The 17,743-nt window shown below is 51.8% G+C and carries 19 protein-coding genes and 1 pseudogene; 10 read left to right on the forward strand and 10 right to left on the reverse strand.

Annotated elements, in window-relative coordinates:
* Positions 1–62: 62 nt before the first annotated feature.
* From rimK to AC534G_RS16430, 3 genes are read right to left on the reverse strand one after another with little or no spacing between them, the layout of a single operon-like run.
* Positions 63–965, reverse strand: a complete 903-nt coding sequence (gene rimK, locus AC534G_RS16420) for a 30S ribosomal protein S6--L-glutamate ligase (RefSeq protein ID WP_038639233.1) — start codon at positions 963–965, stop codon at positions 63–65.
* 57 nt (positions 966–1,022) lie between these two features.
* Positions 1,023–1,745, reverse strand: coding sequence for a nitroreductase NfsA (gene nfsA / locus AC534G_RS16425; RefSeq protein ID WP_087857572.1), 723 nt, complete (start codon positions 1,743–1,745; stop codon positions 1,023–1,025).
* Positions 1,729–2,019: a YbjC family protein gene (locus AC534G_RS16430; RefSeq protein WP_110498510.1), complete on the reverse strand. Its 291-nt coding sequence runs from the start codon at positions 2,017–2,019 to the stop codon at positions 1,729–1,731. The genes nfsA and AC534G_RS16430 overlap by 17 nt, the downstream gene beginning before the upstream one ends.
* Positions 2,020–2,192: 173 nt before the next feature.
* On the opposite strand from AC534G_RS16430, the gene AC534G_RS16435 reads away from it, so the two are divergent.
* On the forward strand, positions 2,193–2,456 hold the full coding sequence (locus tag AC534G_RS16435; protein WP_016152408.1) for a GrxA family glutaredoxin: 264 nt from the start codon (positions 2,193–2,195) through the stop codon (positions 2,454–2,456).
* A 34-nt stretch (positions 2,457–2,490) separates the two neighbouring features.
* On the opposite strand, the gene AC534G_RS16440 is transcribed toward AC534G_RS16435, so the two are convergent.
* Entirely contained in the window at positions 2,491–2,871 is a 381-nt protein-coding gene (locus AC534G_RS16440) for an inner membrane protein YbjM (RefSeq protein ID WP_061388467.1), read from the reverse strand.
* A 269-nt stretch (positions 2,872–3,140) separates the two neighbouring features.
* Here AC534G_RS16440 and AC534G_RS16445 point away from each other — a divergent pair, with 269 nt between their 5' ends.
* Both AC534G_RS16445 and AC534G_RS16450 read left to right on the forward strand, forming a co-directional pair.
* A complete protein-coding gene (locus AC534G_RS16445) occupies positions 3,141–4,826 on the forward strand; it encodes an aspartate:alanine antiporter (RefSeq protein ID WP_038639225.1) in 1,686 nt (561 codons plus the stop codon).
* A 267-nt stretch (positions 4,827–5,093) separates the two neighbouring features.
* Complete coding sequence (locus AC534G_RS16450) at positions 5,094–5,891, forward strand: SDR family NAD(P)-dependent oxidoreductase (RefSeq protein WP_110498511.1); 798 nt, start codon at positions 5,094–5,096, stop codon at positions 5,889–5,891.
* 13 nt (positions 5,892–5,904) lie between these two features.
* On the opposite strand, the gene AC534G_RS16455 is transcribed toward AC534G_RS16450, so the two are convergent.
* Positions 5,905–6,819, reverse strand: a complete 915-nt coding sequence (locus AC534G_RS16455; protein ID WP_038639220.1) for a DMT family transporter — start codon at positions 6,817–6,819, stop codon at positions 5,905–5,907.
* Between the two features lie 102 nt (positions 6,820–6,921).
* Between AC534G_RS16455 and AC534G_RS16460 the strand changes: the two genes are divergently transcribed.
* Positions 6,922–7,836 (forward strand): LysR family transcriptional regulator, encoded by a 915-nt coding sequence (locus AC534G_RS16460; protein WP_110498512.1) that lies wholly within the window; start codon positions 6,922–6,924, stop codon positions 7,834–7,836.
* A 5-nt stretch (positions 7,837–7,841) separates the two neighbouring features.
* Here AC534G_RS16460 and AC534G_RS16465 read toward each other — a convergent pair whose 3' ends face one another.
* Positions 7,842–8,390 (reverse strand): TetR/AcrR family transcriptional regulator, encoded by a 549-nt coding sequence (locus AC534G_RS16465; protein WP_110498513.1) that lies wholly within the window; start codon positions 8,388–8,390, stop codon positions 7,842–7,844.
* Positions 8,391–8,475: 85 nt separating this feature from the next.
* Between AC534G_RS16465 and AC534G_RS16470 the strand changes: the two genes are divergently transcribed.
* The 3 genes and pseudogenes from AC534G_RS16470 to AC534G_RS16480 all read left to right on the forward strand — a co-directional run bounded on the left by AC534G_RS16470 (position 8,476) and on the right by AC534G_RS16480 (position 10,889).
* Positions 8,476–9,684 (forward strand): MFS transporter, encoded by a 1,209-nt coding sequence (locus AC534G_RS16470; protein ID WP_199981181.1) that lies wholly within the window; start codon positions 8,476–8,478, stop codon positions 9,682–9,684.
* Positions 9,684–10,499, forward strand: a pseudogene (locus AC534G_RS16475) (Cof-type HAD-IIB family hydrolase). The gene AC534G_RS16470 and the pseudogene AC534G_RS16475 overlap by 1 nt, the downstream one beginning before the upstream one ends.
* A 108-nt stretch (positions 10,500–10,607) precedes the next feature.
* A complete protein-coding gene (locus tag AC534G_RS16480) occupies positions 10,608–10,889 on the forward strand; it encodes a hypothetical protein (RefSeq protein ID WP_038639207.1) in 282 nt (93 codons plus the stop codon).
* Between the two features lie 27 nt (positions 10,890–10,916).
* On the opposite strand, the gene AC534G_RS16485 is transcribed toward AC534G_RS16480, so the two are convergent.
* A complete protein-coding gene (locus AC534G_RS16485; protein ID WP_038639204.1) occupies positions 10,917–12,149 on the reverse strand; it encodes an MFS transporter in 1,233 nt (410 codons plus the stop codon).
* Positions 12,150–12,445: 296 nt separating this feature from the next.
* On the opposite strand from AC534G_RS16485, the gene ybjG reads away from it, so the two are divergent.
* On the forward strand, positions 12,446–13,054 hold the full coding sequence (gene ybjG / locus AC534G_RS16490; protein WP_038639201.1) for an undecaprenyl-diphosphate phosphatase: 609 nt from the start codon (positions 12,446–12,448) through the stop codon (positions 13,052–13,054).
* 63 nt (positions 13,055–13,117) lie between these two features.
* A complete protein-coding gene (gene deoR / locus AC534G_RS16495) occupies positions 13,118–13,876 on the forward strand; it encodes a DNA-binding transcriptional repressor DeoR (RefSeq protein WP_038639198.1) in 759 nt (252 codons plus the stop codon).
* 48 nt (positions 13,877–13,924) lie between these two features.
* On the opposite strand, the gene dacC is transcribed toward deoR, so the two are convergent.
* Positions 13,925–15,127 (reverse strand): serine-type D-Ala-D-Ala carboxypeptidase, encoded by a 1,203-nt coding sequence (gene dacC / locus AC534G_RS16500; protein ID WP_032940149.1) that lies wholly within the window; start codon positions 15,125–15,127, stop codon positions 13,925–13,927.
* Between the two features lie 329 nt (positions 15,128–15,456).
* Between dacC and AC534G_RS16505 the strand changes: the two genes are divergently transcribed.
* Complete coding sequence (locus AC534G_RS16505; RefSeq protein ID WP_199981180.1) at positions 15,457–16,083, forward strand: glutathione S-transferase family protein; 627 nt, start codon at positions 15,457–15,459, stop codon at positions 16,081–16,083.
* A gap of 5 nt (positions 16,084–16,088) precedes the next feature.
* On the opposite strand, the gene AC534G_RS16510 is transcribed toward AC534G_RS16505, so the two are convergent.
* Together AC534G_RS16510 and bssR are read right to left on the reverse strand one after the other, a co-directional pair.
* A complete protein-coding gene (locus AC534G_RS16510; protein ID WP_110498516.1) occupies positions 16,089–17,186 on the reverse strand; it encodes a PQQ-dependent sugar dehydrogenase in 1,098 nt (365 codons plus the stop codon).
* Positions 17,187–17,288: 102 nt separating this feature from the next.
* Entirely contained in the window at positions 17,289–17,672 is a 384-nt protein-coding gene (gene bssR, locus AC534G_RS16515; RefSeq protein ID WP_038639191.1) for a biofilm formation regulator BssR, read from the reverse strand.
* Positions 17,673–17,743: the final 71 nt, after the last annotated feature.

Here is a 17,743-nt window from a genome sequence, read left to right on the forward strand (position 1 = left end):
AAATACCGGCACAGCTTACGCAAAAAGAGCGTGTCATACCACGATCGCAATCGATATTGTGTTTAGCCGCCGATTTTAAGACAAAATTCAGGCGTAGCATGGCGCTCAATCCACTGGATCATCTTGCCGGCAATGTCTATCCCGGTGGTTTTCTCGACCCCCTCCAGTCCCGGAGAAGCGTTAACCTCCATGACCAGCGGCCCACGTTCTGCACGCAAAATATCCACACCTGCAACATCCAGCCCCATAGTCTGAGCGGCTTTGAGCGCAATTTTTCTTTCGCGCGGCGTGATATTCGCAATCGTAGCAACCCCACCGCGATGGAGATTAGAACGAAAATCGCCCTCTTTCGCCCGGCGTTCAATGGCGGCCACCACCTCGTCTCCCACCACGAAACAGCGAATATCCCGCCCTTGCGCTTCTTTGATATATTCCTGAACCAGAATATGAGCATTCAGCCCACGAAACGCATCCACGACACTTTCCGCGGCCTGCCGTGTTTCCGCCAGCACCACGCCAATCCCCTGTGTGCCTTCAACCAGTTTCACCACCAGCGGCGCGCCGCCGACCATATCAATCATGTCGCTGGTATCGTCCGGGGAGTGAGCAATCCCGGTAATGGGTAAATCGATTCCCTGACGCGCCAGCAACTGCAGCGAACGCAGCTTATCGCGCGCGCGCGTAATCGCTACCGATTCATTTAACGGATAGCTACCCAACATTTCAAACTGCCGCAGTGCGGCCGTACCATAAAAGGTAATCGCTGAACCAATCCGTGGGATCACCGCGTCAAAATGAGGAAGCTGGCGGCCCTTGTAATGAATAGATGACGCCGCCGGGCTGATATTCATATAGCAAGAAAGCGGATCGATAATTTCAACCAGGTGACCGCGCTGCATCGCCGCTTCACGCAGGCGCTTACAAGAATAGAGCGTTCCGTCCCGGGACAAAATGGCAATTTTCACCCTGCACCTCTCAATGACCTGGTAAAAGCAGGCGTATCATACACTGGGTTGAAATCTTTAGCGCGTGGCCCATCCCTGTTTATGCAAATATTCCAGGATAAAGGGACGACTTTCTTTAATGATGGTTCGACGAATGTGATCGCTCCAGGTGTCACGACGCGTATTACTGCCGCGGGTCAGATAGTACTGCGCAAGCTGTTCGTCATACTGCGACAAAACGTCTGTATCAAGCGGCTGATACTGGTTTTCGTGCACAACCAGCGACGCAGGCAGGCGCGGCTTGATATCCGGGTTATCCGCAGGCCAGCCAAGGCACAAACCAAACAGCGGCAGAACATGCTGCGGCAACTTCAATAATTCCGTGACCGACTCAATATTGTTACGTAACCCACCTATATACACACCGCCAAGTCCCAGCGATTCTGCCGCCGTCAGCGCATTTTGCGCCATCATCGCCGTATCAACCACGCCCAGCAGCAGTTGTTCTGCCAGCCCCAACTGCGCGTCAGGGCAAATCTGCAAATGACGGTTAAAGTCAGCGCAAAACACCCAGAATTCAGCGGCCTGCGCCACGTGCTTTTGACCGCCAGATAAGGTAGCCAGCGATTCACGCAGGGTTTTATCGGTTATCCGAACAATCGTTGTGCACTGTAAAAAACTGGAGCTTGAGGTGCCCTGAGCGGCGGCAATAATCGCCTCTCGCTGTGCGTCAGAAATAGCTTCTTCGGTGAAATGGCGAATGGAACGGTGGCTGCGGATTAAATCAATAGTTGGCGTCATCTCTTTTTTCTCTGTCTGAATGGGAAGAATCGTCGGGAGCGCGCGACAGGAGCTGCGGCGCCAGCAGTTGAGCAATGCGCCACATCAACATCACCGCAGCGGGGAGCATCAGCAGTACGCCCAGAAATATCATCACAACTAAGGCAAGCGGGCTGTTAAGCGGCGCGGGTAAGGTCAGGTAATCGTTAAGCGACAGCAGCGCCAGCGATAACAAAACCATCCCCATTATTTCCAGCATCAATACGCTTTTCGGTAATACACCAATGGTGCGCATAAGCGGTCTCCCGGCGAAATGGCTTTCATTATAAAACGTTCCGGCTCGTCGTGTTTAACAGTTATAGCTTGAGGATATCAAAGCAACAGGCCGAACCTGCTTTCCATCCGTCACAAATCGCGGCATCATAATAAGTATTCGCCATCCGGCCTGATAAGTTCGAGGAGAGAGAGATGTTTGCCGTTATTTTTGGTCGTCCAGGGTGCCCGTATTGCGTGCGCGCAAAAGAATTAGCAGAAAAATTAAGCAATGAGCATGACGATTTTAACTTCCGCTACATTGATATTCATGCCGAAGGTATTACGAAAGCCGATCTGGAAAAGACGGTAGGTAAGCCAGTAGAAACCGTTCCGCAAATTTTTGTTGATCAAAAACACATCGGCGGCTGCACGGATTTTGAGGCGTGGGCAAAAGAGAATATGAATCTGTTCGCCTGATAGCTGTTTCTACGCCCTCCGCGGGAGGGCGTGATCAGTTCTTTTTCCGTCGTTGATGCTGATTGAACAAGCTACTGATAAACAAAAAACACAATGCGCCAAGCGCGCACCAAAACACCGCACTGAATAACCACGCCAGTTCTTGCCACAATGAACGCGTCGGCATAAAAACGAACCGCATTAGCAACAGACAGCATGGCGCCGCCAACATTGCACCAAGAAGAGGTCTGAGCACTTCCCGACGGTGGGAGAAAAAGCTTGCTGCAGCACCAGGCAAGATAAAAAACAACAACCCGACCTCAGGATGCCCTGCCGCTCTGAATGCCCCTTTCACGTTTAGCGTTAATGAAAGACACACCACAATAAACAGCACAAAGCAGCAGATCGCCCCCGCCCAACTTTGCTTATGTTTCAATCGTTCCTCCTGACACATTCTCTATCGAACACTCTTTTCGCCCGCAGGCGTCCAGTCAGATAAAGTAACTCGGCATTCCATGCCAAAAACACACCCACACGATTCTTATAGCCGTTGATACGTAATGAGATTAAACTATCCGCATATATTGTTATGCTGCATTAATCGGGGCTGTGTGCGGTGCTGTCGCCCCTTAATTTCTGGCAAAAACATTAGCGTAAATTGCCATTTCTTTCAATAGCTTACTAGTAAACAAGAAGTTAGCCTCAGTGAATATAAACGTCGCAGATTTGTTAAATGGGAATTACATCCTGTTATTATTTGTGGTCCTGGCTCTGGGCCTCTGCCTGGGTAAATTACGCCTGGGTTCAGTCCAACTCGGTAATTCCATTGGCGTTTTAGTGGTGTCCCTATTATTAGGTCAGCAGCACTTTAGTATTAACACCGATGCATTAAATCTCGGCTTTATGCTGTTTATTTTTTGTGTCGGCGTCGAAGCCGGCCCCAACTTTTTTTCGATTTTTTTTCGCGATGGGAAAAATTATCTAATGCTTGCTCTGGTGATGGTCGGTAGCGCAATGCTGATCGCCCTGGGGCTGGGTAAGCTATTTGGCTGGGACATCGGCCTGACGGCGGGTATGCTGGCTGGTTCGATGACCTCCACGCCGGTGCTGGTCGGCGCAGGCGATACCTTGCGCCATTCCGGAATGGCAGGCGCGCAGCTTTCCACTGCCCTTGATAACCTGAGTCTGGGTTACGCCCTCACCTATTTGATTGGACTGGTCAGTCTGATTGTCGGTGCGCGCTACCTGCCGAAACTTCAGCATCAGGACCTGCAAACCAGCGCCCAACAAATTGCGCGTGAACGAGGTCTGGACACTGACGCCAACCGTAAGGTTTATCTGCCAGTGATCCGCGCCTACCGCGTGGGCCCGGAGCTGGTAGCATGGGCTGATGGTAAGAACCTGCGCGAGTTAGGTATTTATCGTCAGACCGGCTGTTACATTGAACGCATCCGCCGCAACGGCATCCTGGCTAACCCGGACGGTGACGCAGTGCTGCAAATGGGCGACGAAATAGCCTTAGTAGGTTATCCAGACGCGCATGCCCGCCTCGATCCCAGTTTCCGTAACGGCAAAGAAGTGTTCGATCGCGATCTGCTCGATATGCGTATCGTCACGGAAGAGATTGTGGTGAAAAACCACAATGCCGTTGGCCGTCGCCTGGCCCAGTTGAAACTGACCGACCACGGCTGTTTCCTCAACCGCGTGATCCGCAGCCAGATCGAAATGCCTATTGATGACAACGTCGTGCTCAATAAAGGTGACGTGTTGCAGGTGAGCGGTGATGCCCGTCGCGTTAAAACGATCGCAGATCGTATCGGCTTCATTTCCATTCACAGTCAGGTGACCGATCTGTTGGCCTTCTGCGCCTTCTTTATCATTGGTCTGATGATTGGAATGATCACCTTCCAGTTCAGCAATTTCAGCTTCGGCATCGGGAATGCAGCTGGATTACTGTTCGCCGGGATTATGCTGGGCTTCCTGCGTGCCAACCATCCTACGTTTGGCTATATCCCGCAGGGCGCGCTGAACATGGTGAAAGAGTTTGGTTTGATGGTATTCATGGCAGGCGTCGGTTTAAGCGCGGGTAGCGGCATTGGCAATGGCCTTGGCGCCGTGGGTGGTCAAATGCTGATTGCCGGTCTGATTGTAAGCCTGGTTCCGGTTGTTATTTGTTTCTTGTTTGGCGCTTACGTATTGCGCATGAACCGCGCCCTGCTGTTTGGCGCCATGATGGGCGCGCGTACCTGCGCTCCGGCAATGGAAATCATCAGCGACACGGCCCGCAGCAACATCCCGGCATTAGGCTATGCTGGCACCTACGCCATTGCCAACGTTCTGCTGACATTGGCGGGGACACTCATCGTCATCGTCTGGCCAGGCCTTGGTTAGCACTGAAAATTACCCTTAAAAGAAAATTTTTTGCAGTTCAGCAGAACTTTTCTTCAAGGTGTCAGTCATAACTATTGCCACTGCTTTTCTTTGATGTCCCCAATTTGTGGAGCCCATCAACCCCGCCGTTTTGGTTCAAGGTTGATGGGTTTTTTGTTGCCTGAAATTTGCTATCCCCCCTTCTCCCCGTAATTCCTCCCCAAATTTGCAGCACGCCGGTTATGGCACATACTTTTAATCGGTGCTTAAAGGTGACGGGAGTTTACTATGTTGCTTACTGGAAAGGTTGCAGTGATCTTCGGCGGCAGCGGCGCTATTGGTAGCGCGGTTGCACAGGCGATGGCGCGCGAAGGTGCTCATGTATACCTGGGCGCGCGCTGTCAGGAAAAGCTTGATTGGGCGGCCAGTCGCCTGCGAATGGCGGGGGGTACCGTCGATACGTTTATCACCGATGTGCTCGACGAGCACGACACCTCAACACAAGTTACCCGCCTGGTACAGCAAACCGGTGGAATTGATGTGGTGGTTAACGCGACCGGCTTTATGCATGAACAGGGCAAGCGCATCGACGCATTATCCCTCTCTGAGTTTATGAGCGGTATCACCCCTTTCCTTGCGGCGCAGTTCAATATCGCAAAAGCCGTAACGCCGCACATGGGCGGCGATCAAGCGGGCGTCATTCTCACCATCGTTGCGCCCGCCGCCCCGATGGCGATGCCCGGGCATCTCGGCCATATCGTCGGCTGTGCAGGAACAGAAGCGTTTATTAAAGCGCTTGCCAGCGAGACGGGACCAATAAACATTCGTGTCGTCGGCGTGCGCTCGCATGCGATTGTGGATGCGGTAGCGGCCGGTTCCTATACCGGGGAGATTTTCACCGCGAAAGCGCAGTCAATGGGTTTAACCGTCGAACAATGGTTAGGCGGTGCGGCACAAGGCACCATGATCGGACGCCTGCCTACGCTGGCACAAATCGCTGAGGTTACAACCTTTCTGGCTTCAGACCATGCCGGAGCAATAACCGCCACAGTGGTAAATATTACCGGGGGCGCAACTGTAAGCTAATTTACTCGCTTTTTTACGCCGTGCGCTGCTGCGAGCCTTTTTTAGCACTCGGGCGGGAACACAATGCTATACCGCACATAATAACCAACGCGCTCACCAGATGATATGAATGCAGAGTGACGTGCAAAAACATAACGCTAAATAATCCGCCACTCAGTGGGATCAAGTGCGAGTATATCTCTCCGCGGGTTGCGCCAATGGCGCTAATCCCTTTGTTCCATAACAGATATGACAGCCAGGAAGGAAAAATAACAAGGTATGCCAGCCCAGTAATAACACCTGTATTGGCATAGCTATCCCAGCCCGGCATACCATTGCGCATCAGCTCCACAACCAGTACCGGAATCAGCACCATCGCACCGAGCAGCGCGCTCACGGCGACAAAGGCGTTTCCCTTCACCTCACGCGGTTTAATGCGCAAAAAAGCACAATAAACAGCCCAACTTACCGCCGACCCCATGGTCCAGACATCGCCCTGATTCAGATGTGCAAATACCCGCGCGTGTATCATATCGCCCTGCGACACCAGCCAGATAACACCAACAGTACTCAGGATCACACCGGCTATATTTCGCGCAGAAATCCGCTCTTTAAAAAAGAACTTATTAATTAACAGAACGAGCGCCGGGGTGGTGGACATATAAATCGCCGCATTGAGCGAGGTTGTATATTGCAGGCCGATATACAGCGTTAAGGGAAAAAGAACCTGACCACAAAGCGCGAGGAAGACGATAGTACCAAAGGATTTTTTCATCACCGGCCATTGCTCTGCGACCTGACGAAAATAGAGCGCCATCAATAATAACGCGGTAAATATCCAGCGTGCCGCTGATAAAACAATGGGATCAACTTCAGCAACCAATAGATGACCAATCACATAATTTCCCCCCCAAAAACAGGCGGCCAGACTGAGTAAAAAATAGGGCATATATGCGCCTTATTGTCAGTTGTACGGTATGACCACAAGGCTACGGCGGCGTGAAAATGAATGCTAATATAACGTTTTTATCCATGTGCATAGATTAAAACTATGAAATTTACACTAAGGCAACTTGAGTTTTACATCGCGCTTGCAGAAACATTACAAATTTCCAAAGCTGCTGCGCGCTGTCATATTTCTCAGTCATCAATGACCATTGCCATGCGGAATCTGGAAGAAGCATTAGACGTGCAACTATTTGTACGTTACCCCAAAGGGGTGAAGCTCACCGCCGAGGGCGAGCGCTTTCTGGCACATGCCTGCAACATCATCAACAGTAGCCACTCGGCTGTTGACGACCTGCATGACAGAAGTGAAATTCTTACCGGCACGGTGCGCATAGGCATTGCCGAAACGCTCTCTGCTTATCTTATCCCGGATATACTCAACGATATTGAACGACGTTTTCCTTTGCTGGAGATCGTGTTTTATGAAGCTACAGCACCGGAACTGGTACAGGCGCTCCGGGAACACAAGGTCGATTTTTGTCTGCTTCTGGCCTCAAACATCAGCCATGATAACGACCTGGAGATCGAAACATTTATTCGTTCACAGCGCCGCCTGTGGACGTCTATTGGGCATCCGCTACAGAGCAAATCTTCGATCCGTTTAAAAGACGTCGAGAAGCTTCCATTTTTACTGCTGGAAACCGATAAGTACCCTGACGTAATCATCGATTACTGGCAGCAGCGTGGTTATACGCCCAATATCAGTTTTCGCAGCAACTCTTTTGAAGCCATAAGAAGCCTGGTTGCAAAAGGCAGAGGCATAACCATTTTATCCGACCTGGTGTATCGCCCGTGGTCACTGGATGGTCTGCGCGTTATGCACAGAACGATTGATGATTTTATTACTTATATGGATGTCGGGACGGTAAAAATAGCCGCCCGACCATTGACGCCAGCGGCGATGAAAGTCATCGATTTTTTACGTCAGGCCGTTACCCGCCTCGACAAACCATTTTGATAATGTTATCTCTGCGGCAATCCGGCAATACGCTCCACCATCACCAGAATATTCTCCCGCGACAGCGGTTTTTTGTCGGTGACAAAATGCAGCGTCATTCCTTCGAGAAATGCATCCAGCGCCCGCGCAGTTACCGGTTCAAACCATTGTTCCAGCGTTTGTTGACTGCGTAACATCCAGTTTTGCATCACCATTTTCAACGTCGGTTTGCGACTGGCGAAAGCATACAGCTGGTACATAAGTTCCATATTATCGGGCGTCGTAACCTGGGAGCTGTAAATCATCTCGGTAATGGCATGGCAGGCTGCCTGCGCATCCGCAACGTCGGCAAAAAAAGCCTGATACTGCTGAGACATTGTGTCAGTAAAGCGCGCGAACGCCTCCATTAAAAGCTCATCTATTCCTGAGAAATAATAGGTCATTGAACCCAGCGGCACCCCGGCAATCATGGCGATTTTTCGGTGCGTAACCCCATGGACACCGTAGGCGATTACCGCCTCCAGGGTGGCCTGAACTATCTTTTCCCGCCGTAGCGGATCGTTCGCGCGTCGCACTGCATTTCCTCTCCTTGCATTTGTGTACAAATGTACACAGTCTTGCTAATGTTGTCTTCTTCCCTCTTTTCTTTGGCTCGAATTCATGACTGGCACCTCACCACGCAAAGCCTTAAGACGTCGCACCTGGGCGCTTTTCACGTTTTTCTTTTTACCCGGATTACTAATGGCTTCCTGGGCAACGCGTACTCCTGCCATCCGAGATATCCTCTCCATCTCCACCGCCGAAATGGGCGCGGTATTGTTTGGACTCTCTGTTGGTTCGATGAGTGGCATTCTTTGTTCGGCCTGGCTGGTGAAACGATTTGGCACGCGTAAAGTGATCCGCACCACCATGTCCTGTGCAGTCCTCGGGATGGCTATCCTCAGCGCGGCGCTCTGGTTGCATTCCGCATGGCTTTTCGCGTTTGGCCTGAGCGTGTTTGGCGCCAGCTTTGGCGCGGCGGAAGTCGCCATCAACGTCGAAGGCGCGGCAGTTGAGCGCGAAATGAACAAAACCGTGCTGCCGATGATGCATGGTTTTTACAGTCTGGGAACGCTGGCGGGAGCCGGGGTCGGGATGATGCTTACCGCCCTCAGCGTTCCAGCGACTTTACATATTTTACTGGCGGCAATGGTGGCAATCACTCCTATCTTTATCGCCATCAAGGCCATTCCAGACGGCACGGGCAAGAATGCCTCTAACGGCGCTCACTCCAGCGAAAAAGGCGTGCCTTTTTATCGCGACATTCAGTTGCTGCTGATTGGCGTCGTAGTGCTGGCAATGGCGTTTGCTGAAGGTTCGGCCAACGACTGGCTGCCGCTGCTAATGGTGGATGGCCACGGGTTTAGCCCGACATCAGGCTCGCTGATTTATGCTGGTTTTACGCTGGGGATGACCGTGGGTCGATTCACCGGCGGCTGGTTCATCGACCACTACAGCCGCGTCGCGGTAGTGCGTGCCAGCGCGCTGATGGGTGCGCTTGGCATCAGTCTGATTATTTTTGTCGATAGCACATGGGTAGCAGGTGTTTCCGTTATTCTCTGGGGGCTTGGCGCATCGCTCGGCTTCCCGCTGACCATTTCAGCCGCCAGCGACACCGGTCCCGATGCGCCAACCCGCGTCAGCGTTGTGGCGACCACCGGCTACCTGGCGTTCCTGGTAGGGCCGCCGCTGCTCGGCTATCTGGGTGAACACTACGGCCTGCGCAGCGCTATGCTGGTGGTGCTGGCGCTGGTGCTTATCGCCGCCATCGTCGCGAAAGCGGTGGCGAAACCGGATCTCAAAAATCCCCCTGTGATGGAGAACAGCTAATGAGCATCAAATTAATTGCGGTCGACATGGACGGCACTTTTTTAAGCGACCAAAAAACCTATAACCGTGAGCGGTTTATGGCGCAATAACAGCAGATGAAAAAACAAGGCATCCGTTTTGTCGTCGCCAGCGGCAACCAGTATTACCAGCTCATCTCCTTTTTCCCTGAACTGGCCAATGAAATCTCATTTGTCGCTGAAAACGGCGGTTGGGTAGTCAGTGAAGGGAAAGATATTTTTAACGGTGAACTGGCAAAAGACGATTTCAGGGCCATCGTGGATCATCTGTTGACCCGTACGGACATCGACATTATCGCCTGCGGTAAAAACAGCGCCTATACGCTCAAAAAATACAGCGATGAGCATAAATCCGTTTCCGCCATGTACTATCATCGTCTTGAATTTGTAGATAATTTTGACAACCTCAACGACGTTTTTTTCAAATTCGGGCTGAATATTTCAGACGACCGTATCCCGCAGGTGCAGGCCGATCTCCATGAGGCAATTGGCGATATCATGGTACCGGTGCATACCGGCTACGGCAGCATCGATTTAATTATTCCAGGTGTGCATAAGGCAAACGGTCTGCGCCTGCTGCAACAACGCTGGAATATTAGCGACGACGAGGTTGTTGTGTTTGGCGATGGCGGAAATGATATTGAGATGCTGCGTCAGGCGGGATTTAGTTTCGCAATGGCCAACGCTCACGAACCGGTTGTCCAGGCGGCAAAATATCGCGCGGGATCGAACAATGAAGAGGGTGTGCTGGATGTTATCGACCGCGTATTAAAAAACGAAGCGCCGTTTACGCATTAACACCTCAGCACAGACGGCAACAAAATGATGATATGATCTATTCATAATCCGCCTCAAATTAACTCCACTGGATTATTACCTCCGGTGATTACTTCAGGCGAGCGGATCATGAAGAAAAGTGTACTGATGGCAACATTGTTGCTGGGCTTTACCGGAACAGCATTTGCGCAAAGCGTTACCGTGGATGTACCAAGCGGTTATAAAGTGGTGGTCGTGCCCTCTTCCGTCAGCGTTCCGCAGGCGGTCAGCGTGACGACCGCGCCGCAAACGGTGTATGTTGCCCCGGCACCTGCCCCGGCCCCTGTCTATCGCGCGCATCCTTATGCGCGACATGTTGCCAGCGTAGGTGAAGGGATGATCATCGAACATCAGATTGACGATCACCACTAAGTTTTGCGAAGCCCGGGCAACCGGGCTTCAGCCTTCCCGGGAATTCCCTACCCGTTTATCTTTCAGAAAGATAACCATCAATATCAGCCACAGTACGCCGCTTGCCAGATTAAACAGGCTGAACAAGCCGTTTCCTCCCAGCAGATAAGCATGTTTGCTCAACTCAATACCGACGGTAAAAATCAGCATCTGCAACATGCCCATGGCGGCAGAAACCGTACCCTTACTCATTTCACTGGCAAACAACGTCAGGCGGACCAGCCCCGCATTCGCCACGCCAATGCCAAACGCATAGATACTCAAACCCGCCGTCATCCACAAATACGCATGGGATGACACCACCGTGGCCGCCGCGGCAATCACCAGCCCGACGGCGATAGGCCAGCCGCCCATGATAATCAGCGAACGCACGGTCTTGCGCGAAGTCAGACGCGCCAGCACCAGATTACCAGCAATCAGCGCCCCAAAAATCGGCACCTGCAACAGGCCATATTCGTAACTGCTGAGGTGTTCTCCGCTGATGATAATAATCGGCGACTGGGCAATCCACGCCAGTAACGGCAGGCTGACAAAACCCAACGCCAGCGCGCCGGCAACAAAACGCCCATTTTTTAGCACCAGCTTATAATCTTTACCCAGATCTTTAATAGACAGTTTTTCACCAAGCCGGGTCGCCGTTTCCGGCATCGCGCGTTGCAGGCCAAAAAAGGAGATAGCTGCGAGGGCGGCAAACAGGATAAACATCCCTTCCCACGGCAGAACATGCACCCAGGCCGCGCCAACTAACGGTCCCAGCAGCGGCGCAATCAGCGCCACGTTTGCCATCAGCGCGGTAATTTTAATGCATACCGCTTCCTCAAAAGATTCCTGAATTGCGGCGTAACCCACCGCGCCAATAAAGCACAGGCTTATCCCCTGCAAGAAACGTAGAAAGGTAAACTGCTCAATATTCTGTGCCAGCAGAGTCGCAAGGCAGGTCACAATGAACCACAGCACACCGGTTAACATCACCGGGCGACGACCAATACGATCCGACAGCGGTCCTAACAGCCACTGTAAAAACATGCCACCCGCCAGATACGCAGTCATGGAAGTGGGTACCCAGTCTAATCCGGCCTGATATTGCTCCACCACCGCCAACATTCCAGGTTGGATCATATCGTTACCGATATAAGTAGAGAATTCGTAAAGCACCAGACAGAGAGGAAAAAGTAATGCCTGACGCCCCAACCGGGCGCCTGAAGATAAACGGTTTTGCATGCAGTCTCTTAGCAAAGGAAAAAACGCGCAAAGTGTAATAAATGCGCCGTACCGGTGATAGTGAATTATGTGATTTGAAAGCAAAATGCGCACATATTTACATTCATTTGCTCAAGAACATTTTGCTTTAAGGTTAATTTAAGTTGAGGCCGCTATCATGCTCAATAAGTCCCATTAATTGTCTTAAAAATAGTCATTTAGCAGACAAATAAGACAAGACCGCTTTTTATCCTGTAACAGCAATTTTATGCTCTCCCCCTATGGGCCTTTTAACAATTACACTGAGTCTGGACGTTATGCTGGAAAATCTGAACAACTCGCTTTTTTATCTCATCAATGCCACGCCGGACTCAGCGCAATGGGCTATCTCGCTCGCCATATTTATTGCCAAAGATTTAATCAGCATTGTCCCGCTGTTAGCCGTTATTCTCTGGCTTTGGGGACCGCGCGCTCAGGTTACTCTCCAGCGCCAGTTGGTCATAAAAATGGCGATAGCGCTGGCAGTCGGCCTGACTATTTCATGGCTGATGGGGCATCTGTTCCCCCACGATCGTCCGTTCGTTAACCACATTGGGTACAACTTCCTCCACCATGCGGCGGATGACTCTTTCCCGAGCGATCACGGCACGGTTATCTTTACTTTTGCTCTGGCTTTCCTGTTCTGGCATCGTCTGTGGACTGGCGCGCTGCTGATGGTTGTCGCCGTGGCGATTGCATGGTCGCGCGTTTACCTTGGCGTGCACTGGCCGCTGGATATGCTGGGCGGATTCCTGGCTGGGCTGATCGGCTGCCTGAGCGCCCAGATGATCTGGCAACGGTTCGGCGCCACCCTATATTTCGGCTTGCAGACCTGCTATCGCACCTGTTTCGCTCTGCCCATCCGTAAAGGCTGGGTGCGTGACTAACCCACGGTAAAAAGAGTAGTATTAGGCGCAATACGAGCACTTATACTACTCTCCAGGGGAACTATGGAAACTCGACGCGACGAGCGTATTGGTCAGTTGCTACAGGCGCTGAAACGCAGCGATAAATTACACCTCAAAGAAGCCGCGACGCTGCTGGGCGTATCTGAGATGACCATTCGTCGCGACCTGAATAATAACAATGCGCCTGTCGTCTTGCTCGGGGGCTATATTGTTCTTGAGCCCCGCAGCGCCAACCACTATTTAATCAGCGATCAAAAATCCCGTCTGGTTGATGAAAAGCGCCGTGCCGCCCAGCAGGCGGCAAGCCTCGTACAGGCGCATCAAACCATCTTTTTCGACTGCGGCACGACCACGCCGTGGATTATTGAGGCTATCGACAATGAACTGCCTTTCACCGCAATCTGCTACTCGCTAAATACATTTCTGGTATTGCAGGAAAAACCGCAGTGTCGCGTCATTCTGTGTGGCGGGGAATTTCATGCCAGTAACGCCATCTTCAAACCGCTCGATTTTCAGGAAACACTGAATAATCTGTGCCCGGATATCGCCTTTTATTCCGCGGCAGGCGTGCACATTGAGAAAGGCGTGACCTGTTTTAATCTGGAAGAGTTAGCAGTAAAACACTGGGCAATGTCGATGGCGCAGCATCACGTTCTGGTGGTCGACCACAGCAAGTTTGGGAAGGTACGTCCTGCGAGGATGGGGGAATTAAAACGTTTTGATACCATCATCAGTGATAGCCGCCCCGACGATGAGTTTGTGGAATACGCTAAGGCGCAACGCATAAAGCTGTTGTATTAAGTGATACTGCCGGACAGCGATAGTAGCGCCATCCGGCAATCGGTTAGATTAAGAGAACCAACCGCCAAACCACTGGTGGAACTTCATCATCACAAAATCCCACATCCGGCTAAAGAAACCACCCTCTTCCACCGCTTCCATCACCATCAACGGACGCTGCTCGATAGATTTACCGTTCAACTGGAAGTCGATAGTCCCCACAACCTGCCCCTTTTTCAGCGGCGCGGTTAACTGTGGCTCAGTCAGCGTAAAGCTGGCTTTCAGGTTCTTAAGCTGACCGCGCGGGATGGTAACCGAACCCGCTTCCCCGGCACCCAAATTGACTTCGCTCTTATCGCCAAACCAGACGCGCTGAGTCACGAAGGTGGCATCCGGCTTGATCGGCGTAACGGTTTCAAAGAAGCGGAAGCCCCAGGTCAGCAGCTTTTCGGACTCATTAAAACGGATACGGTCGGTTTTTGCTCCCAGCACGACGGAGATCAGGCGCATATCCCCCTGGGTCGCGGAAGCGACGAGGTTATAACCTGCGCCCGCTGTGGTACCGGTTTTCATTCCGTCCACGTTCAGGTTGGTGCTCCACAACAGACGGTTGCGGTTCGGCTGGCGAATTTTATTAAAGGTAAACTCTTTCTCTTTGTGAATAGCGTACTCTTCGGGCACATCGTGGATTAACGCCTTGCCGAGCAACGCCATATCACGCGCGGTACTGAACTGCCCTGCCGCATCCAGGCCATGCACCGTCTGGAACGTGGTATTGGTCAGTCCCAGCTTTTTCGCGTAACCGTTCATCAGACCGATGAAGGACTCCTGGCTCCCGGCAACGTAATCAGCGAGTGCGATACAGGCATCATTACCAGACTGAATGATAACGCCTTTGTTCAGATCGGATACCGCAACCTGATCGCCAGGTTTGAGGAACATAACCGACGAACCGCGCAGGGCCGGATTACCGGTCGCCCAGGCATCTTTGCCCACGGTGACCATGTCGTTGAGGTTAATTTTTCCGGCCTTCAGCGCCTGACCGACCACATAGCTGGTCATAATCTTGGTCAGACTGGCAGGATCCAGTTTCTCATCAGCATTACCTTCCGCCAGCACCTTGCCGCTGGCGTAATCCATCAGGATCCATGCACGCGCGTCCACGCTCGGCGGAGCCGTGGGTTGCTCCGCCGCCTGTACGGTCGGCGCCAAAAGGATTAAGAGTGCAGAACCTGCAGCAAAGCTGCGAAGTGAAGAGAAGTATTGCGTCATAAATGCCACCCGAGTATCCATTCTAAAAAACCACGTCATACCACACCGTGTTTACACAAAACTGGCCAGACAACCTCGGCCAACCCATTGCAGAAAAAACCTGATGGATGACGTGTAAAATAAGTGCGGTGAGTAATAACGCACTAACGAGCTTAAAGAAACCGTATGTTGGTAAAGTTTTTAAAGTTTATGCAATAACGCCGCGCAGCGCTGCCCCTGGCACGATTTTTTTAGACGTTGTTGCGTAAATATTAGGTTTACCCCACCATGTGAGCGAGTCAGAGGGTATCTGCAGCCATGAAGCTGCTCAATTAATTTGCGGGGTTACTATGATTACACTGTGGGGTCGCAATAACTCGACCAACGTAAAAAAAGTATTGTGGACGCTTGAAGAACTGGAGCTGCCGTACAACCAAATTCTGGCGGGCGGGCAGCATGGCGGTAACCGCGACGCCGACTATCTGGCGATGAACCCGAACGGGTTGGTCCCACTGCTACGCGATGATGAAACGGACGTTGTCCTGTGGGAATCCAATACTATTGTCCGTTATCTGGCGGCTCAGTACGGACAAAATCGCTTATGGATTGACGCCCCGGCCGCGCGTGCTGTCGGCGAAAAATGGATGGACTGGGCGAACCAGACGCTGAGTCCTACACACCGGGTTATCTTATTTGGTCTGGTCAGAACGCCGGTCGATCAGCGCGACATGGCAGCCATTGAGGCAAGTACTCAGGTTTGCGATAACCTGTTTGCTATTCTGGATAACGCGCTGGCGGACCAGCCGTGGTTCTCCGGAGCTGAATTCGGCACGGCGGATATCGCCATTGCGCCATTCGTCTATAACCTGTTCAAAGTTGGTCTGACCTGGACCCCGCGTCCACACCTGGAACGCTGGTATCAGCAACTGACGGAACGTCCGGCATTTCAAAAAATGGTAATGATCCCGGTCAGCTAATCAGCTCAGGGACTCACTTTCAATAATTCCCCGTCGGACTCGTCGGTTAACACGTACAAATAGCCGTCTGGTCCGACGCGCACATCGCGGATCCGCTGCCCTCTATCCTGTAAAATGCGGCCATCCTCCGTGACCGCATTCCCTTTGACGCTCAGCACGATCACCTCTTTATCTTTCAATGCGCCGATGAATAACTTTTGCCGCCACTGCGGGAAGGTATTGCTATGATAAAAAGCCATTCCGCTAACTGCCGGTGACTTTTCCCAGTAAAAGATGGGTTGCTCAGTACCCGCAACAATTTGGCCCCTGGCTTCGGGAATTTTGAGACCACTATAGTTAATCCCCCAGGTCGCGATCGGCCAACCGTAGTTTTTGCCTCTTGCGGGGATATTGATTTCATCGCCTCCGCGCGGACCATGCTCATTGAGCCACAGCGCATCGCTCCATGGATTCATCGCCATACCTTGTGGATTACGGATGCCATACGACCAAATTTCTGCCCGCGCTCCCGACTGATTCACAAACGGATTATCCGGCGGCGTTTTGCCCTCGTCGGTCAGACGTACCACCTTGCCCTGCAATTTATCCAGCTCCTGCGCGGTTGCACGTTGGTTATTTTCACCCAGGCCAATAAACAGATAGCCATGGCCATCAAACACCATGCGCCCGCCAAAATGGTTTCCGGTTGAGAGCTTCGGCTGTTGGCGAAAAACGGTCTGGAACGCTTGCAGATGTTTGAGATCGTCGCTCAGGCGTCCGTAACCTACCGCCGTGCCGGCTTTACCTTCACTATCAACTTCAGCAAAGCTGAGCCACACTCGCCGGGATTGTGCAAAATCAGGCGCTAACGCCACATCCAACAATCCTCCCTGACCATTCGCCCAGACTTTAGGTACGCCGGTCAGCGGGTCGGAAAGCCCCTTATCAGGTTGCCAAAGTCTAAGCTGGCCGCCTTTAAGGGTAATTAATATACCGCGATTATCGGGTAAAAAAGCCAGCGACCACGGGTGATCGAGTTTGGTTTGCAGCACCTCCACCTTTACCGCGGCGGCATAAGAGGAAAATAGCGCAAGTGGGATAGCACAGAGAAAGAGTCGACGCATAACACCTCCTTAATGGCTCTGCATAAAGCGTAGCCAGCAGGGGGAATTACCCCGTCACATTTACATAATCTTAACAAAAAGGGGGAGCGCCCTCCCCCTGATTCAGACGTGTTCCAGCGTTGGATAAGATTGCAAACACTGGATGCTCAGCGTCAGCGTTGTCAGGCAGTTTTCCAGTTTATCTGCGTTAACGGCAATAAAAGTTGGACAATCGTGATGTCCACTCATAAGACAAACAGCGGCGGCGGCTAACGCCCCTTCAGCACGATGAAGGGCATTCCACTCTTCCTGATCAAGATGCATACCGTGAAGCTGTGATTGCTCGTGCAATTCGCGATTCAGCACAAAAAAATTATCACGCAGACGATCGCTCTCGCTGACTGACATGTAGCCTTTCGCTTTTCTCAACAGCAGATAAGCGGCAAGTTCGATACGGGCGTTTATCAATTTGTTGAGAAGATCGGTTCTCAGTCTGTCAACAACCATACTTTGTTCCTCCTCTTTCCAACCATGGTGCAACTTAATAGTATGGTTGTTTTTTGAACAAATAGATGTCC

This window comes from Citrobacter sp. CRE-46, assembly GCF_059615875.1.